The following is a 17,083-nucleotide window of genomic DNA, read 5'->3' on the forward strand; positions in this document are numbered from 1 at the left end:
AGATCTGCGGAAGGGGAACCGTGTCACGGGTCCAACAAGGTATACGCAACGCCGCCTACGCGATAGCTGAAGGTAACGATCCTCGCCAGATGGCCATGGCCGAACTGCGCCGCCGTGGCGGTGCCGTGACCGGTGGGGCTGGCGGGGCGGGCGGAGGTCAGCCGGCCGAGGACGGGATGGATCCGGTCGACTTCCCGGCGGCCCGCGACCTCGGTGGCAGCATCGACACCGTGATGGAGCAGCGCCGGGTGCCGCTGGACGACGCGGGCGAGGTGCTCAACCGCAGTGAGCAGCGGCGCGGCGAGGGAGGGGCGGCGCACGTCATCTGCCCGATGGTGATCCCGCGCGGTCGTTCACTGGTCACCATGCTGCCGGTGTCGCTGCTGCTGGTGCTCGGCGTGCTCGGCTCCGCGGTCGTCTCGGTCGCCGGCGGCAACGTGCTGCTCAACCCGCTGTTCGGCATCCACTACTGGTTGCTGTCGCTGTTCGCCGTCGGTTTCGTCTGGTGGCGCCAGGGCATGGTGATGGTGCCGGACGGCTGCGCCGCGCTGATCACCCGGTTCGGCAAACTGGAGCAGGTCGTCGGCCCCGGCCGGGTGATCCTGCTGAACCCGTGGAAGCGGGTGTCGTACATCGTCAACACCACCCGCGAATACCCGTTCAACGCCCCGGTGCGCGAGGCCCCGACCAAGGGCGGGGTGAAAGCGTCCATCGACCTGTTCATCCAGTTCCGGATCAGCGACCCGGTGGAGTTCGTCTACACCCTCGGCGCGGTCCGCGGCTTCGAGGAGAAGCTCAGCAACGCGGTCAGCGAGACCATCCGCAGCCTGATCTACGAACAGCAGGCCGCCGACATCTACAACATGGTCGGCGAGGACACCGGCCGCCTGCTGGAACAGCTGAACCAGCAGTTCCTCCCGGCGGTCGAGCTGACCAACGCCAACATCACCCACGCCGAGCCGTCCGACCGGGAGTACCGGATGGACCTCGCCGCGCCCGAGATGGTGCGCGTCGCCAAGGACGCCTACACCCACCAGTACGCGCTGCAGCTGCGCAAGGAGCAGGACGAGGGCGACCTGACCAAGGAGCTGGCCACCCTGCACGAGACCCTGTCCGGCATCCAGGCCGAGATCGCCCAGTACCAGGCGCAGATGGACACCGCGGTGGAGCGGGAGACCAACCGCGCCGAGGCGCTGGCCCGCCAACGGTACGTGCTGGCCGAGTCCGAGGCACGGGCCAACGCCGCCCTGCTGGAGGCGCAGGCCCTGGACATCCGGGCGGTCACCGCCGCCGAAGCGCCGGAGATCCTCGACTACCGCTACCAGCGGGAGGTGCTGGACACCCTGGAGGAGGTCGCCGACCACCTGCCCCGGCTGGTGCGCATCGGCGGCTCCACCGACCCGAACGGCGCGGTCGGGGTGGACCTGCTGAAGCTGGCCCGTGAGCTGGTCGGTGAGCGGGGTGCCGACCTGTTCAGCGAGACCGACATGGCCGCGATGCGCACCCGGCTGGCCGAGGTCGCCGCCCGGATCGCCGAACGTGAGCCGGAGATCGCCGCGCTCCGTGCGGCCGACCAGCCGACCGTGCCGGGCACCGACGCCGGCATTTCCCCGGCCCCCGGTGCGCCGGAGCCGACCGACGACGACCCGGAGGCACAGCGGTGATGAGCAAACTCAGCGGCGGCAGGTCGGTCATCTCCGAGGCGGTGGCGCCGTGGAGCGAACTCGCCCAGCTGCTGCGCGGCGGTGACGCGGGCAGCCTCGTACCGGTGGTGATCCCCAAGCACCGGCGGCGGCTGGGGTGGATGGTGCCGCTCTGGCTCGGTCTGCTCGCCCTGTTGTCCGGCGTGATGTTCACCCTGAACGGTGCCGACGGGCTGATCGGCGCCGCGTACGGTGCCCTCGCCACGGCCAGCTACCTCGCCGGCGTCGTGCTGCTGCTGCTCGGCGCGCTCTGGTGGTGGCGGTCATCCATTGTGGAGATCGAACAGGGCACTCACGGGGTGCTGACCCGCTACGGGGCGGTCGTGCGCACCCTGGAACCGGGCCGGCACTACCTGTGGCATCCGTGGTCACGGGTCGACTTCGTCGTCGACGTGGCCACCGAAATCCCGTACTCGGCGCCGGTGATGGCCTGCCCGACCCGGGAGAACGTGCCGCTGCGCTCCATTGAGTTCTTCATGAAGCTGCGGATCACCGACGCGGTGCTGTTCGTCCGGACCATCGGCGCCGGCAACTTCGACCTGGTGCTGTCCAGCGCCGTACAGGACGCCATCCGGCAGCGGGCCCGCCAGGTGCAGACCGAACGGGCGTACGACCTGCGCGGCTCCGACGTCGCCGACATGCAGGAACTGCTCAACCGGCAGCTGTCCCGCTACGGCGTGCGGATCACCGGCTGCAACATCCCCGACGTGCAGCTGCCCACCCAGTACCAGCAGCACCTGGCCACCCGGGAGCGGGTCGCCAAGGAGCACGCCGCGTACGAGCAGGAGTGGGGGCTGACCCGTAAACGGCGTATCGACAGCCTGCAGATGGACATCGAGCGGGCCAAGAAGGTGCGCGACGCCCGGTTCGTCGAGGTCAAGGCGGCCCTGAACAAGGCCCGCGAGCAGGTCGCGCAGCTGCTGGAGGAGCAGGAGACCAACGCGCAGCGGGTCCGGTTCGAGATCGAGACCCGGGGCCGCAGCGGGCTGATCGCCGCCGAGAACGAGGCCAAGGCACAGCGCCGGCTGGCCCAGGCGTACCGGGACAACCGGGCGGTGCTGCAGTACGAGCTGGCGTTGCGCCGGCTCGAAGTGGGCGCCGCGCTCGCCGGCAAGGCCCCCCAGCCGGTGGTGGTCCGCACCGACGGCGCTGGCGGCGGTGACACCTCGGCACTGTCCACCCTGCTCACCGCGCAGTTGCTGCCGCGTACCGTGGCGCTGCCGGCCCGCGGTGCCACCGCGAGCGGGGACGACGACGGCTGACCCGGCCCGGGTCCGACCCCGGTCCGGGTACGGTGCATCCACCGCACACCGGACCGGGGAGGCCGACATGACAGTGGACGGATGGATCGACGGCGGGTTCACCAACCCGGTGCTGCCCGGCTTCCATCCGGACCCGAGTGTCTGCCGGGTCGGCGACGACTACTACCTCGCCTGCTCCAGCTTCGAGTACTTCCCCGGCGTACCGATCTTCCACAGCCGCGACCTGGTCAACTGGGCCCAGATCGGCAACGTGCTGGACCGTCCCGGGCAGCTGGCGATCCCCGCGTCGACCCTGTCGTCCGGCGGGGTGTACGCACCCACCCTGCGCCACCACGACGGCCGGTTCTGGCTGATCACCACCAACGTGGCCGACGGCGGCGGCAACCTGCTGGTCACCGCCGTCGACCCGGCCGGGCCGTGGTCCGACCCGGTGCCGCTGGCCGGCGTGGCCGGCATCGACCCCGACCTGGCCTGGGACGACGACGGCAACTGCTGGTGCACGACCGCCGGCGTCGGGCAGGTACGCATCGACCCGCGGACCGGTGCCACGCTCGGGCCGACCCGCCGGTTGTGGACCGGCACCCCCGGCGCCCAGGCGCCGGAGGCCCCGCACCTGTACCGGATCGGTGCCTACTGGTACCTGCTGATCGCCGAGGGCGGCACCGAACGCGGCCACGGCATCTCCGTCGCCCGGGGCCCGGCGCCGGGTGGCCCGTTCGAGCCGTGCCCGGCCAACCCGATCCTCACCCACCGCAGCACCGACCGGCCGATCCAGAACACCGGCCACGGCGACCTGGTCCAGGCACCGGACGGCTCCTGGTGGCTGGTGCTGCTCGGGGTCCGGCCACGCGGCGGCACCCCCGGCTGGCACGTGCTCGGCCGGGAGACGTTCCTCGCCCCGGTCGACTGGGTCGACGACTGGCCGGTCGTCGGCGCGCTCACCGAGCGGATGACCGCGCCGGGCTGGCCGGCGGTGCCGGTGACGCCACTACCCACGCGGGACGACTTCGACGCGGAGCGGCTGCACCCACGGTGGCTGTCGGTGCGGTCCCGGCCTGACGACGTGTGGTCAACGACCCGGCCGCCGGGCTGGCTGACCCTGCAGGCGCGCGGCCTGTCGCTCGACGCCGCCGACGTCACCTTCGTCGGCCGCCGCCAGCAGCACCTGTCCTGCCAGGTACGGGCCCTGATCGACCCCGGTGACGGCCGGGGCGGGCTGGCGGTACGGATGGACGAGACCCACCACTACGCGGTCGAGGTCGGCGGCGGCGAGGTGTACGCCTCGGCCCGGATCGGCCCGCTGCGGCCGGTACTGGAGCGCCGGCCGGTGCCGCCCGGGCCGGTGGTGCTGCGGGCCGACGTCGTCGCGGTGCCGACCGGGCATCCCCGGCAGGGGCCGGACGTGGTTCGGCTCGGCTTCGAAGACGCCGACGGCGGGTTCACCGTACTGGCCGAGCTCGACGGCCGTTACCTGTCGACCGAGGTCGCCGGAGGCTTCACCGGCCGGGTGATCGGCATGTACGCCGCCGCCGGTACAGTCCGCTTCGACTGGTTCGACTACCTCCCGGACCAGGGCTGCCAGGTGTGACGGCTACCGCCATCGTCGCTGGTGACAGCCGGGGCGGCAGGTGTGACCGGCGTCCTTGGTGCCGATGATCACCGGTGGCTAGCGTGGCCGGATGGTCTCACCCGGCACGGTCCCCGTCGACAGGCCGGCCGGGGTCCCGCGGCCGCAGATCCCGCTGCTGCTCGGGGCGGTCTTCCTGGTCTTCCTCGGCCAGATGTCGATGAACCCGATCATCGCCCCGTTGGCCCGCGAGATCGGCCTCGCCGAGTGGCAGGTCGGGGTGACCATCAGCATCTCCGCGTTGATGGTGGTGGTCACCAGTCAACTGTGGGGCCGCCGGTCCCAGTCGTGGGGCCGCAAGCCGGTGCTGATCGCCGCGTTCGCCCTGGCCACCCTGACGATGGCGCTGTTCGCCCTGCTCGCCGACCTCGGCATGCGGGGCGTCGTCACCGGCACCACGCTGTTCCTGCTGTTCGTGGTGTTCCGGGGCGTCGGGTTCGGCGCCGCGATGGCCGCTGTGCCACCGACCGCGCAGGCGTACATCGCCGATGTCACGGTCGACCAGTCCGCCCGGGTCAGAGGGATGGCCGGGATCGGGGCCGTGCAGGGCGGGGCGATGGTCGCCGGTGCGCTGGTCGGCGGGCTGCTCGCCGGTTTCGGGCTGATGGCTCCGCTGGTGGTGGTGCCGGTGCTGCTCGCGGTCGGCCTGGCCGTCGTCGCGGTGCGGCTGCGCCGGGAGAGCCGTACCGAGCTGATCGAGAAGCCGGTCCGGGTCAGCCCGTTCGACGCCCGGGTGTGGCCGTACCTGCTCGCCGGGTTCGGCATGTTCACCGCGCTCGGCTTCGTCCAGGTGGTCAGCGGGTTCCTGGTCCAGGACCGGTTCGGCCTGGACGCGGAGGCCACCGGTCTGATCACCGGTGCGGCGCTGCTCGCCGCCGGTGTCGGGATGGCGTTCGCGCAGACCGTCGTGGTGCCGCGCAGCGGCTGGCGGCCGGCGACGCTGCTGCGAGTCGGCGGGGCCGTCGGGCTGGTCGGGTTCGTTCTGCTGGTGCCCGACACCTACGTCGGGTTCCTGGTCGCCGCGATGGCCATGATCGGGCTGGGTCTCGGCATCGCGATGCCCGGCTACGTCGCCGGTCCGACGTTGGCGGTACGCCGCGACGAGCAGGGCGGGCTGGCCGGGGTGATCGGTGCCACCAACGGGCTCACCTTCGTGCTCGCGCCGACCGCCAGCACAGCGCTGTACGCCGTCTGGGCCCCGCTGCCGGTACTGATCGGCGCCGCGGTGATGGCGTCGGTCACGGCCTTCGTCCTGGCCCATCCCACGTTCCGTCGGCGCGTCCGAGGCGGCGGTGGACGAGGGTACGCCGCCGCCGGCCGGGCCGGGTGACCCTACGGCGCGAGCATCGACGCGCCGATGTCGGTGTCGCTGGTGAGAAACGTCGTCTCCGGTAGCCGTCCGTCGGGCCGGCGCGGGCCCTGGGCACTGGCCGGGTCGATGGACCGGAACGACTCCACCGACCAGGATCCGCCGTCCCAGGTGTTGCCCTGCGACCGGCCGCCGCTCAGCTGCACGTCGCCGTTGTCGCCGTCCGTGCCGTTGCCGACGGCGGCGTTGTCGACCAGGGTCGCCTGCGGGACCGGCAGGTGGAATCCGGCGCCGCCGTTGCGGAACGCCGTGTTGCCGGTCAGGTCGAGGGCGCCGGCGTTGCCGCCGTCGGCGAACCCGTGACCGGTGTTGTCCCAGGCGGCGTTGTCCCGCAACAGGTGCCCGGCGGCCGGTGCCGGGCTGCCGCCACCGAGCCGGAAACCGTCGGCCGCGCCGTGCCAGTCGGCCACCGCCCAGCGGTTGACTCCGTTGCCGTACGCCCAGTTGGCCTCCAGCAGCACCGGGTCGGCGAAGTGGCCGACGTCGAAGCCGTCGCTGGCGTTGCCGAACGCGCGGCAGCCGCGAACGACGTTGCCGGTGCCGTCGCCGAACTTGACCGCCAGCCCGACGCCGGCGCCGCCGGCCTCCGCCGGGTCGTAGTTGGTGTGGAAGTCGCTGTCCAGCACCTGGTTCCCGGTGGTGCCCTCGTCACGCAGGGTCAGTCCGGACCGGGCGTTGTGGTGCATCGACAGTCGCCGAAAGATGTTGTCGCGGCAGGAGACACAGACGTACGCGTGGCTGCCCGAGTTCATCACCTCCAGCCCCTGCACGGTCCAGAAACTGCCCCGGTGGGTGACCATCCACTTGTCCGCCGGGACCCCGCTCGCGTCGATGACCGGCCACTCCCCGGCGTAGTTACTGAGCGTGATCCGGCGTTCCGGTGCACCGTTGACGTCGATCACCACGGGATCGCTCGGACGGTACGTACCCCCGCGCAGCGCGATGGTCTGGCCCGGCTCGACGACCGACACCGCCTTGTCGAGGGTGGCGTACGGCCGCTGCCGGCTGCCGTCGCCGTCGTCCGAGCCGTCCGGCGCGACGTACACGTCGGCGCTGGTCACCCCGTCGGCCGGGGACACGGCCGGTGGCGACGTCGGTACCGCCGTAGCGGATGCCGGCGGTGAGCTCGCCACCGGCGCCGGGACGGCCGGGACCGCCGCCCGGCGGGCTGCGGTCGGGCTGGCGACCGCGCTCGCGTCACCGCCGCCGGGCAGCGGCTTCTCCTGCACGGCGTAGACGAACCCGCCGCCGGCGGCGACGGCCACGGCCGTGGCCACCGCCGCCGCCTTCTGCTGGAACAACCCGTTCAGCTGGGTCAGGACCAGTTGCCCGATCGACTGCCCGCCGGCCGCAGCCGGTGTCAGCGTCGCTGGTGCGGCGGCTTCACAGGCGATCCGTACGCCTTCCAGCAGCGCCAGCGGCAACGGCAGGGGCGCGACGCTGGGCAGTAGCTCCTCGGGCGCGACCAGGCCGACTCGGTGGATGCCGCACCGGTCGCAGGTCCGGCAGTGCCGGATCAGTCGTTTCCGCCAACGACCGTCGGTGCTGCCGTCCCAGCCGTGCAGCAGGTCGCGCAGCCCGGTGCAGCGGGGGGCGGCCCGCAGTACGCGGACCACCGTCCGGGTGGCGTCGAGCCGGTCGCGCAGGCGTTGCAGCCGTACCGCGGCGTGTGGCGGTGGGACGCCGAGCGCGGCGGCCAGTTCACTGCGGGTCAACTCGCCGCTGACCTCCTGCCACCAGAGGGCGAGCAGCCGGCGGTCGTCTGGTTCGAGCCATCGAACCGCTTCCGCGAGTTCGCGTCGTTGCCCGGTCAGCATCAGTTCACCGACGGTGCGTTCGGCGACGTCGTCGGGGTCGGCCAGCTCGGCGGGGGTGGCGTCGTCCCGGACGCGGAGCAGCGCACGCTTGCGCTCCCGCAGGTACTGCTGGATCTGCCGGTAGGTCACCGACACCGCCCAGGCGCGGAACCGGCCCGGCTCCCGCAGCGACGGTAGCCCGCGGATCAGCCTGAGCGCGGTCTCCTGCACGAGATCGTCCACATCGGCGTGTCCGTGCAGAGCCCGACCGACGATGTTGTAGATCAACGGCAGGTGTCCGGCGATGAGCTCGTTGAGTGCCTGTTGGTCGCCGGCCTGGGCGTCGAGCACCAGGGCGGGCAGTCCCAACTCAGCCTCGGCGCTACTGTGCGTCATCCGTGCACCGTTGCCTCGCTGGTCGACATCTTACCTGAACCGATCGTTGCATAGCGATGCCTGTCTGTAAAGAAGGTCAACTTGCGCTACAAACTCCCTGCTGGTGGTGGATGTATCGAAGTTCTTCGCCGGTTTCTGTTATCCCCGAGTTAGTTGTGACGTCTACCTAAAAGCCGCACCCGTCCAGGGCGGCATGTGCGTTGCGTGACCGCCTGCTGCTTCGTCCGGCAGCTCGCGCGGCCCGCGTCGAGGAGGAAGGAAGACCGTGCAGAGACTCAGGAACCGAGGTGGGCCCGCCCGTCGGTGGGCTGCCGTGGCGGTGGTCGCGGTGGCGTTGCCGGTGGCGGTGGTGTCGACGGTGGCGGTGTCGGTGTCGCCGTCGTACGCGGCGACGATCGACACGGGTGCGTACTACGTGTTGACGTCGCGGCACAGTGGTAAGGCGGTGGATCTGTTCGAGTGGGCGACGCATGATGGTGCGCCGATCGTGCAGTGGGCGCGTAATGATCTCGCGGTGCAGCAGTGGCAGTTCGTGCCGGTGGGTAACGGCTACTACCAGGTGCGGTCGCGGCATTCGGGCAAGGTGTTGCAGGTGGCGAATGCGCAGGATGGTGCGGAGTTGACGCAGCAGGTTGCGGGTTCGGACACGCGGCAGCATTTCGGTGTGGTGGATTCGGACAGTGGTTTTGTGCGGTTGATCAATCGGCACAGTGGTAAGGCGTTGGATGTGTGGGAGTGGTCTACTGCGGATGGTGGGCGGATCTCGCAGTACACGGACACCAACGGCTGGAACCAGCAGTGGCAACTGCACAAGATCGGATCCGACGTGCCGCCGGGTGCCATCGTCGTCGCCGCCGACGGCAGCGGCCAGCACACCACCGTCCAGGCGGCGGTGAACGCCGCGCCGAGCAACAGCGGGGCCCAGGTCACCATCGCGATCAGGCCAGGCAGCTACCGGGGGGTGGTGTCGATACCGTCGAACAAGACCAATCTGCACCTGCAGGGGCTCGGTACCGGGCCGTCCGAGGTGGTCATCGTCGAGAACCACTCGGCCGGGACGACCCGGCCGGACGGCGGTACCTACGGCACCGTCGGCAGCGCCACGATGACCGTGGCCGGCAGCGGGTTCACCGCGACGAACCTGACCATCGCCAACGACTTCGACGAGGCGGCCAACGCCAGTCAGCCGGGTCATCAGGCCGTCGCGCTGCATCTCAACGCGGACCGGTCCGTGCTTCGCGACGTCCGGCTTCTCGGCGACCAGGACACCTTCCTGGTCGGCGGCAACGCACGGTCGTACGTGCGCAACTCCTACGTCGAGGGCACCGTCGACTTCATCTTCGGCGACGGTGTCGCCGTGATGCACAGTTCGCAGATCCACGAGAAGCGGGCCACGGGTGGCCCGATTACCGCGGCGCGTACGCCCGCGTCGCGACAGTACGGATTCCTGTTCTACCGCTGCAACCTGACGAGCTCGGCGGCGGCCGGATCGAGCAGTCTGGGCCGGCCGTGGGGTCCGGACGCACAGGTGCTCTACCGGGAGTCGACCCTCGGGGCTCATATCGACACTGGTCAGCCGTGGACGAACATGTCCAGCAACACCTGGCAGAACGCCCGGTTCCGGGAGTACCGCAACAACGGGCCGGGATCGGGTTCCGGCGGCAACCGTCCGCAGCTCACCGACGCCCAGGCCGCCGACTACACGCCGCAGCGCTACCTGGCTGGCACCGACGGCTGGAATCCGGTCGGCTGAATTGTCCTCGTCCGTTTCGTAGAAAGGGTCCTTCCATGTTGGGAACTCTCAGCCGTCGTACGCGTCGGTGGGCGGCCGTGGCGGTGGTCGCGGTGGCGTTGCCGGTGGCGGTGGTGTCGACGGTGGTGGTGTCGGTGTCGCCGTCGTACGCGGCGACGATCGACACGGGTGCGTACTACGTGTTGACGTCGCGGCACAGTGGTAAGGCGGTGGATCTGTTCGAGTGGGCGACGCATGATGGTGCGCCGATCGTGCAGTGGGCGCGTAATGATCTCGCGGTGCAGCAGTGGCAGTTCGTGCCGGTGGGTAACGGCTACTACCAGGTGCGGTCGCGGCATTCGGGCAAGGTGTTGCAGGTGGCGAATGCGCAGGATGGTGCGGAGTTGACGCAGCAGGTTGCGGGTTCGGACACGCGGCAGCATTTCGGTGTGGTGGATTCGGACAGTGGTTTTGTGCGGTTGATCAATCGGCACAGTGGTAAGGCGTTGGATGTGTGGGAGTGGTCTACTGCGGATGGTGGGCGGATCTCGCAGTACACGGACACCAACGGCTGGAACCAGCAGTGGCAACTGCACAAGATCGGCGGCGGGGACCCGGGGGCGCCGTACGGCAACACCCCGGACGGGTTCGCCCAGGGCACGACCGGCGGTGCCAGCGGTCAGACCGTCACCGTCACCAACCAGGCCGACCTCAACCGGTACGTGACGGCCAGCGAGCCGTACGTCATCCGGGTCGCCGGGGCGATCACCATCAGCCCGCGGGGCACCGAGCTGCGGGTGGCGTCGAACAAGACGATCGTCGGGGTGGGCACCGGCGGCGAGATCGTCAGCGGCGGCTTCTTCATCGGTACGGGCGTGAGCAACGTGATCATCCGGAACCTGACCATCCGGGACACTCTGATGCCGGACGACGACCCGGGTGACGACGCCTACGACTACGACGCCATCCAGATCGACACCGCCTCGAACATCTGGATCGACCACAACCGGCTCACCCGGATGAACGACGGTCTGTTGGACAGCCGCAAGGACGCGACGAACATCACCGTGTCGTGGAACCAGTTCCTCGACAACAACAAGACGTTCGGCATCGGCTGGACCGACAACGTGACCGCCCGGATGACCATCCACCACAACTGGTTCCGGGGCACCAACTCGCGGAACCCGAGTGCGGACAACCTGGCGTACCTGCACATGTACAACAACTACCTGCAGAACGTCACCGGGTACGGCAACTATGTGCGCGGCTACACCAAGGCGGTCATCGAGAACAGCTACTACGACAACGTCCGCGACCCGTACTACGTCGAGGCGGGCGAGCTCGTCCAGCGGGGCAACATCACCGTGAACAGCAGTTGGCGCAGTGGTCGGGTGACGTCGCGGGGCAGCGCGTTCAACCCGGGCAGCTTCTACTCCTACACGCTGCACCCGGCGTCGGACGTGCCGAGCCTGGTGTCGACCTACTCCGGCCCGCAGGCCGCCATCGGCGGCTGACCGGCGTCGCCGGGTCGCCCGGTCGGCTCGACCCGGCCGGACGACCCCCGACCGGACATTGACGGAATTGAAACCTATCAATACGATGTCTGGAAAGCGCTTTCATGCACGTGGACGCGGGGCCACGTGACCCGTCCCAGGAGGTAACGCACCATGAGTCAACCCGTGGATGCCGGCGTCGGCGGCCGCCGACGCCGGCATCGCATGGCGATCCTGGCCGGCGCCACCGCCGCCATCGCCACCGCCGCCATCGGCGCGATCGGCGTCACCACCGCATCCGCCGCCACCGTCGACACCAACGCCACCTACGTCTTCGTCAACCGCCACAGCAACAAAGCCATGGACCTCTACAACTGGGCCACCAACGACGGCGCACCCATCGTCCAGTGGACCCGCAACGACCTCGCCGTCCAGCAGTGGCGCTTCGTCGACGCTGGCAGCGGCTACTACAAGATCCGCTCCGTGCACAGTGGCAAGTACCTCGAACTACCCGACGCCAACGACGGCACCGCACTGGTCCAGAACGCCGACAACGGCACCACCCGCCAGCACTTCCGCCTCGCCGACTCCGACAGCGGATACGTCCGCTTCGTCAACCGGCACAGCAACAAGGTGATCGACGTCTGGGGGTGGTCCACCGCCGACGGCGGCACCCTCGCCGGGTACAGCGACCTCAACGGCTGGAACCAGCAGTGGCAACTGAACACCGTCGGCGGCGGCAACCCCACCCCACCGCCGAGCACCTCCTGGCCGACCCCGACCGGGCAGGTCAACGTCAACGGCACGATCCAGGTCTCCGGGACGCTCGACGGTGGCATGCGTCGCTACTGCTGCATTGGTGACGGCGGCCAGGAGGAGAGCCAGGACCCGGTGTTCCAGCTCGCGGCCGGAGCCACCCTGCAGAACGTCATCATCGGCGCGCCGGCCGGCGACGGCGTGCACTGCTCGGGACCGTGCACGCTGCGCAACGTGTGGTGGGAGGACGTCGGCGAGGACGCCGCGACCTTCCGTGGCAGCGGCAACCCGAGCTTCCTGGTCGACGGTGGTGGCGCCCGGGCCGCCAGTGACAAGGTCTTCCAGCACAACGGTCCGGGCACGCTGACCATCCAGAACTTCCAGGCCAGCAACTTCGGCACCTTCTACCGCTCCTGTGGGAACTGCTCCACCCAGCATCAGCGCGACGTGGTGATCCGCAACGTGACGTTGACCCGGCCGGGCGGCACCGTCGCCGGCATCAACGTCAACTACGGAGACACCGCCCGGTTCAGCGGGGTCACCATCGTCAACGACTCCAGTCGGTCGATGGTGATCTGCCGCAAGTACAACGGCAACAGCAGCGGCGACGAGCCGAGCCAGGTCGGTACCGGCCCGGACAGCACGAACTGTCTCTACTCATCGTCGGACCTCACCTACCGCTGATCCCGGTTCACGGTGGGCGCGCCCGACACGTGCGCGCCCACCGGCGAACGTCGGTCGACTGATCAGGAGCTTCCATGTCTCGATACCCGCGTCGGGCGGCGTGGCCGGTGGTGGCTCTGGTCACCGCGGCTGCCACCGCCGGGATGACCGTGGTGACCACGCTGTCGGCCAGCGCCGCGAGCGGCTGCCAGGTCACCTACACCATCGGTGCGCAGTGGCCGGGTGGCTTCGGCGCCAACCTCGCCATCACCAACTACGGCGAGCCGATCGACGGATGGACGCTGAGCTGGACATTCGCCGCCGGCCAGACGATCACCCAGTCGTGGGGGTTCACCGCGGATCCGGCCAGCGGCACCGTCGTGGCCCGCAACGCCAGCTACACCGGGTCGATCCTGACCGGCGCCACCGTCGGCGGCGGCTTCAACGGTACGTGGAACGACTCGTCGAACCCGGTTCCGTCGACGTTCACTCTCAACGGCACGGTCTGCACCGGTCCCGGCCCGACGAGCCCGCCCGTGACCACGGCTCCGCCGACCCCGCCGACCACGGCTCCGCCGACCACGGCTCCGCCGACCACGGCGCCCCCACCGACGGACACACTGTTCGTGGCGACCAACGGCAACGACGCCAACCCCGGTACGGTGGGTGCCCCGCTGGCGACGTTGGCGCGTGCCGTGGCGCTGGCGACCCCGGGCACTACGATCACGCTACGCGGGGGCACCTACCAGTTCGGCACCAATGTGCGGATCATGAAGGACGGCACTGCGGCCAACCCTTACACGATCACCAGCTACGACGGTGAACGGGTGGTGCTCGACGGGGAGAATCTGCCGCATACGCCGGCTCCGGTCGGCGGCAGCATCCCGAACCTCGAACGCGGCGTGCTGCATATCGAGGCCGACTACTGGCGGGTGCGTGACCTGGAGATCGCGCACGGACCGTACGCGATCTTCTGCCGCGACTGCAGCAACAACGTCTTCGAACGGCTGGTAACCCGCGACAACTACGAGTCCGGCCTGCAGATCCAGGGCGCGGCCAGCAACAACCAGGTGATCGACCTCGACTCGTACGGCAACCGGGATCCGCGCAAGAACGGCGAGAGCGCCGACGGCCTGGCCATCAAGGAGGGTTCCGGCAGCGGCAACGTGGTGCGCGGTGCCCGGTTGTGGAACAACTCCGACGACGGTTTCGACGCCTGGCTGTTCACCTCGCCGATTCTGATCGAGGACTCGGCGGCCTGGGGCAACGGCTTCAACCGGTGGGACCTGCCGGGCTACTCCGGTGACGGCAACGGGTTCAAGATGGGTGGCGGCGATCCCGACCCGCCGGCGAACCACACCATTCGCAACAGCTTCGCGTTCGACAACGCGGTCGGCGGTTTCATCGACAACGGCAACCCGGGCACCATCACCGTCGAGCGCAACAGCGCCTGGCGCAACGGTGACGGTGGCTTCAAGTTCGCCAACTCCACGTCCCGGCTGACCGGCAACCTGGCGATCGGCAACGGTGCGGGGGTGTCGCTGGGCAACTCGACGGCGACCGGCAACTCGTGGAACATCAAGAGTTCCTGGAGCGCCGCCGATCTCGTCAGCACGGACCCGTCGCTGCTGATCGGGCCACGCGACGCCGATGGCGGCATCCGGAGCTCTGCCTTCCTGCGGCCGCACAGCTACCCGAACCTTGGTGCCCGCAGCTGACCACGAAAGCGACAATCAGCAGTTAATTATATGAAAAGCGACTGTACCCCCAGCGCCTGGCGGGCCCTGCGCCCGCCAGGCGCACTCGTGTTGTCGTCGACGGGTTGGCGATATATCGTCAGAGTATCGGCAAGACATCGTAGGAGGCAGACATGAGGTTCCACCACCGATTCCACGGCGGACCGCAGGCCTGGATGCGGGGCGGATTCGGCTTCCCGCCGTTCGGCCCCGGTCCCGGCCCCGGCTTTGGTCCCGGCTTCGGTCCCGGCTTCGGTCCCGGCTTCGGCGCCGGGCCGGGCGGCGGCGGCCCGCAGCGGGGCCGGGGCGGCGGACGCGGCCGGCGCCGGCCGAACGTGCGCGCCGCCGTACTCGCCCTGCTCGTCGAAGGACCGATGCACGGGTACGAGATGATCCGGGAACTCGACTCCCGTACCGGCGGTGCCTGGCGACCGAGCCCGGGATCGATCTACCCCACCCTGCAACTGCTCGAGGACGAAGGGCTGATCGTCGGGACCGTGGACGCGGCCGGCGGCAGCCGCCGGCAGTACGCGTTGACCGACGCCGGCCGCCCCGAGGCCGAGCAGGCCGCCGAGCAGGCGCCGTGGACGCAGTTCGCCCCGGAAACCGTGGAGAGCTGGCACGACGTACGCGAATCCGGTATGCAGACGTTGCACGCGCTGCGGCACGTGATGATGAACGGTACCGCCGAGCAGCGGGAGCGGGCCCTGGCCGTACTCGACGAGACCCGCCGCAAGCTGTACGCCATCCTGGCCGACTCCGAGTAGGTCGCCGGTCACGGCAGGATTCGCCGGATCAGCTGTCGATCCGGCGGCCCGCCGATCGTCGTCAAGGCGTACGGCAACGCCACTACCTGCGAGGAGCCCGACATGAAGTACATGCTGTTGTTCGTCAGCCCGCCGACCGACAGCCCGGACCAGCCCGGGGCGCAGTGCACCGTCGAGGACTGGATGGCCTACGACAAGCAGATGAAGGACGCCGGCATCTGGGTCAGCGGCAACGCCCTGGCCGACCTGACCACCTGCACCTCGGTCAAGGTCGACGCCGACGGACAACGGATCGTCACCGACGGTCCGTTCGCCGAGAGCCGTGAGGTGCTCGGCGGGTACGACGTCATCGACGTACCAAACCTGGACGTCGCGCTGGACTGGGCGGCCCGCTCGCCCGGCGCCCGGGACGGAGGATCGGTGCAGGTGCGTCCGATCGCCGAGTTCGGGCTCTGACACCGGATGGTCGGCGGCGAGCCGCAGAACCAGCCGGCCGCCCGGGGCCCGGAAACGGACCCGACGGCGGTGCGCGCGTCGGTGGCGGCCGTGTTCCGCGAGGAACACGGCCGGCTGCTCGCCACCCTGGTACGCCGCTTCGGTGACCTGCATTTGGCCGAGGAGTCCGCCGCCGAGGCCATCGAGGCGGCGCTGACGCACTGGCCGATCTCCGGGGTGCCGACCCGCCCCGGCGCGTGGCTGCTGACCACGGCTCGCCGCCGGGCCGTCGACCGGATCCGCCGCGACCGGACGTTGGCCCTGCGGATCGCGGTGCTGCAGGCCGAGGCGGACCGGGCCGACCCGGCTCCGGCGGCGGACGTCGACCGGGACCTGCCCGACGACCGGCTCGCCCTGTTCTTCACCTGCGCCCACCCGGCGCTGACCGAGGAGGACCGGGTGGCGCTGACCCTGCGCTGCCTCGGCGGGTTGACCACCGCCGAGGTGGCCCGGGCCTTCCTGGTGCCGGAGGCGACCATGGCCCAGCGGATCGTCCGGGCGAAACGCAAGATCCGCGACGCGCGGATCCCGTTCCGGGTGCCCGGTGCCGACGAGTTGCCGCAGCGGCTACCCGGTGTTCTACAGGCGGTGTACTCGATCTTCACCGAGGGGTACGCGGCCAGCTCCGGTCCCCGCCTGCAACGCCTGGACCTGGCCGAGGAGGCCATCCGGCTGGCCCGCATCCTGCACCGGCTGCTGCCCGCGCAACGGGAGACCGCCGGACTGCTCGGCCTGCTGCTGCTGGTGCACGCCCGCCGACATACCCGGACCGGCCCGGACGGGGTGCCGGTGCTCCTCGACGAGCAGGACCGGCGTCGGTGGGACCGACCAATGATCGGGGAAGGCTGTGCGTTGGCCCGCACGGCGTTGACCGGCGGCCCGCCCGGCCCGTACGGGCTGCAGGCCGCCATCGCCGCGCTGCACGACGAGGCGCCCGACGTCGCCGGCACCGACTGGCCGCAGATCGTCGCCCTCTACGACGTACTGCTGCGGGTCGCACCGTCGCCGGTGGTGGCGTTGAACCGGGCGGTGGCGGTGGCCATGCGCGACGGCCCGGCAGCCGGGCTGGCCCTGCTCGACGAGCTGGCCGCCGATCCGCGCCTGCGGTCGTACCACCCGTTGCCGGCCGCCCGGGCCGATCTGCTGCACCGGCTCGGCCGGCACGCCGACGCGGCCGACGCCTACCGGCAGGCGGTGGACCTGGCCGGCACCGAACCGGACCGGGAACATCTGCGGCGTCGGCTGGCCGAGGCCGAGGCCGCGACCCGCGTCGACTGAGCCGGTACCG

General features: G+C 70.3%; 12 protein-coding genes. 11 read left to right on the plus strand and 1 reads right to left on the minus strand.

All coding sequences use genetic code 11. From position 1 onward, the window contains the following. Positions 1 to 89: 89 nt before the first annotated feature. The 4 genes from ACN27J_RS00970 to ACN27J_RS00985 all read left to right on the plus strand — a co-directional run bounded on the left by ACN27J_RS00970 (position 90) and on the right by ACN27J_RS00985 (position 5,922). Positions 90 to 1,664 carry an SPFH domain-containing protein gene (locus ACN27J_RS00970; protein ID WP_421362418.1) on the plus strand — a complete coding sequence of 525 codons (1,575 nt, stop codon included), beginning with the start codon at positions 90 to 92 and terminating at the stop codon, positions 1,662 to 1,664. Beyond that, on the plus strand, positions 1,664 to 2,965 hold the full coding sequence (locus ACN27J_RS00975; RefSeq protein WP_421362421.1) for an SPFH domain-containing protein: 1,302 nt from the start codon (positions 1,664 to 1,666) through the stop codon (positions 2,963 to 2,965). The genes ACN27J_RS00970 and ACN27J_RS00975 overlap by 1 nt, the downstream gene beginning before the upstream one ends. Positions 2,966 to 3,032: 67 nt before the next feature. Beyond that, positions 3,033 to 4,553: a glycoside hydrolase family 43 protein gene (locus tag ACN27J_RS00980; RefSeq protein ID WP_421362423.1), complete on the plus strand. Its 1,521-nt coding sequence runs from the start codon at positions 3,033 to 3,035 to the stop codon at positions 4,551 to 4,553. Between the two features lie 91 nt (positions 4,554 to 4,644). Continuing rightward, on the plus strand, positions 4,645 to 5,922 hold the full coding sequence (locus ACN27J_RS00985; RefSeq protein WP_421362426.1) for an MFS transporter: 1,278 nt from the start codon (positions 4,645 to 4,647) through the stop codon (positions 5,920 to 5,922). A 2-nt stretch (positions 5,923 to 5,924) separates the two neighbouring features. On the opposite strand, the gene ACN27J_RS00990 is transcribed toward ACN27J_RS00985, so the two are convergent. Then, positions 5,925 to 8,153 carry a sigma-70 family RNA polymerase sigma factor gene (locus ACN27J_RS00990; protein WP_421362429.1) on the minus strand — a complete coding sequence of 743 codons (2,229 nt, stop codon included), beginning with the start codon at positions 8,151 to 8,153 and terminating at the stop codon, positions 5,925 to 5,927. Between the two features lie 313 nt (positions 8,154 to 8,466). Here ACN27J_RS00990 and ACN27J_RS00995 point away from each other — a divergent pair, with 313 nt between their 5' ends. From ACN27J_RS00995 to ACN27J_RS01025, 7 genes are all read left to right on the plus strand, one after another. Continuing rightward, on the plus strand, positions 8,467 to 9,906 hold the full coding sequence (locus ACN27J_RS00995) for a pectinesterase family protein (protein WP_421362431.1): 1,440 nt from the start codon (positions 8,467 to 8,469) through the stop codon (positions 9,904 to 9,906). 77 nt (positions 9,907 to 9,983) lie between these two features. Beyond that, a complete protein-coding gene (locus ACN27J_RS01000) occupies positions 9,984 to 11,399 on the plus strand; it encodes an RICIN domain-containing protein (protein WP_421362432.1) in 1,416 nt (471 codons plus the stop codon). A 153-nt stretch (positions 11,400 to 11,552) separates the two neighbouring features. After that, positions 11,553 to 12,818 (plus strand): pectate lyase, encoded by a 1,266-nt coding sequence (locus ACN27J_RS01005; RefSeq protein ID WP_421362435.1) that lies wholly within the window; start codon positions 11,553 to 11,555, stop codon positions 12,816 to 12,818. Between the two features lie 74 nt (positions 12,819 to 12,892). Then, positions 12,893 to 14,515, plus strand: a complete 1,623-nt coding sequence (locus tag ACN27J_RS01010; protein ID WP_421362438.1) for a cellulose binding domain-containing protein — start codon at positions 12,893 to 12,895, stop codon at positions 14,513 to 14,515. A 152-nt stretch (positions 14,516 to 14,667) separates the two neighbouring features. Continuing rightward, positions 14,668 to 15,300 (plus strand): PadR family transcriptional regulator, encoded by a 633-nt coding sequence (locus tag ACN27J_RS01015; protein ID WP_421362441.1) that lies wholly within the window; start codon positions 14,668 to 14,670, stop codon positions 15,298 to 15,300. A gap of 102 nt (positions 15,301 to 15,402) precedes the next feature. After that, entirely contained in the window at positions 15,403 to 15,756 is a 354-nt protein-coding gene (locus ACN27J_RS01020; RefSeq protein WP_421362443.1) for a YciI family protein, read from the plus strand. A gap of 6 nt (positions 15,757 to 15,762) precedes the next feature. Next, positions 15,763 to 17,073, plus strand: a complete 1,311-nt coding sequence (locus tag ACN27J_RS01025; RefSeq protein ID WP_421362446.1) for an RNA polymerase sigma factor — start codon at positions 15,763 to 15,765, stop codon at positions 17,071 to 17,073. The last annotated feature ends 10 nt before the right edge of the window (positions 17,074 to 17,083 follow it).

Source organism: Solwaraspora sp. WMMB762, from assembly GCF_049179115.1.
In the GTDB taxonomy this organism is placed as follows: Bacteria; Actinomycetota; Actinomycetes; order Mycobacteriales; family Micromonosporaceae; genus Micromonospora_E.

Excerpts from the sequence above, each read along its gene's own strand:
- ACN27J_RS01010 (WP_421362438.1), top strand. The coding sequence starts at position 12,893 with ATGTCTCGATACCCGCGTCGGGCGGCGTGGCCGGTGGTGGCTCTGGTC.
- ACN27J_RS01020 (WP_421362443.1), top strand. The coding sequence starts at position 15,403 with ATGAAGTACATGCTGTTGTTCGTCAGCCCGCCGACCGACAGCCCGGAC.
- ACN27J_RS00990 (WP_421362429.1), bottom strand. The coding sequence starts at position 8,153 with ATGACGCACAGTAGCGCCGAGGCTGAGTTGGGACTGCCCGCCCTGGTG.
- ACN27J_RS01005 (WP_421362435.1), top strand. The coding sequence starts at position 11,553 with ATGAGTCAACCCGTGGATGCCGGCGTCGGCGGCCGCCGACGCCGGCAT.
- ACN27J_RS00970 (WP_421362418.1), top strand. The coding sequence starts at position 90 with ATGGCCATGGCCGAACTGCGCCGCCGTGGCGGTGCCGTGACCGGTGGG.
- ACN27J_RS01025 (WP_421362446.1), top strand. The coding sequence starts at position 15,763 with ATGGTCGGCGGCGAGCCGCAGAACCAGCCGGCCGCCCGGGGCCCGGAA.
- ACN27J_RS00975 (WP_421362421.1), top strand. The coding sequence starts at position 1,664 with ATGAGCAAACTCAGCGGCGGCAGGTCGGTCATCTCCGAGGCGGTGGCG.
- ACN27J_RS00985 (WP_421362426.1), top strand. The coding sequence starts at position 4,645 with ATGGTCTCACCCGGCACGGTCCCCGTCGACAGGCCGGCCGGGGTCCCG.
- ACN27J_RS00980 (WP_421362423.1), top strand. The coding sequence starts at position 3,033 with ATGACAGTGGACGGATGGATCGACGGCGGGTTCACCAACCCGGTGCTG.
- ACN27J_RS01015 (WP_421362441.1), top strand. The coding sequence starts at position 14,668 with ATGAGGTTCCACCACCGATTCCACGGCGGACCGCAGGCCTGGATGCGG.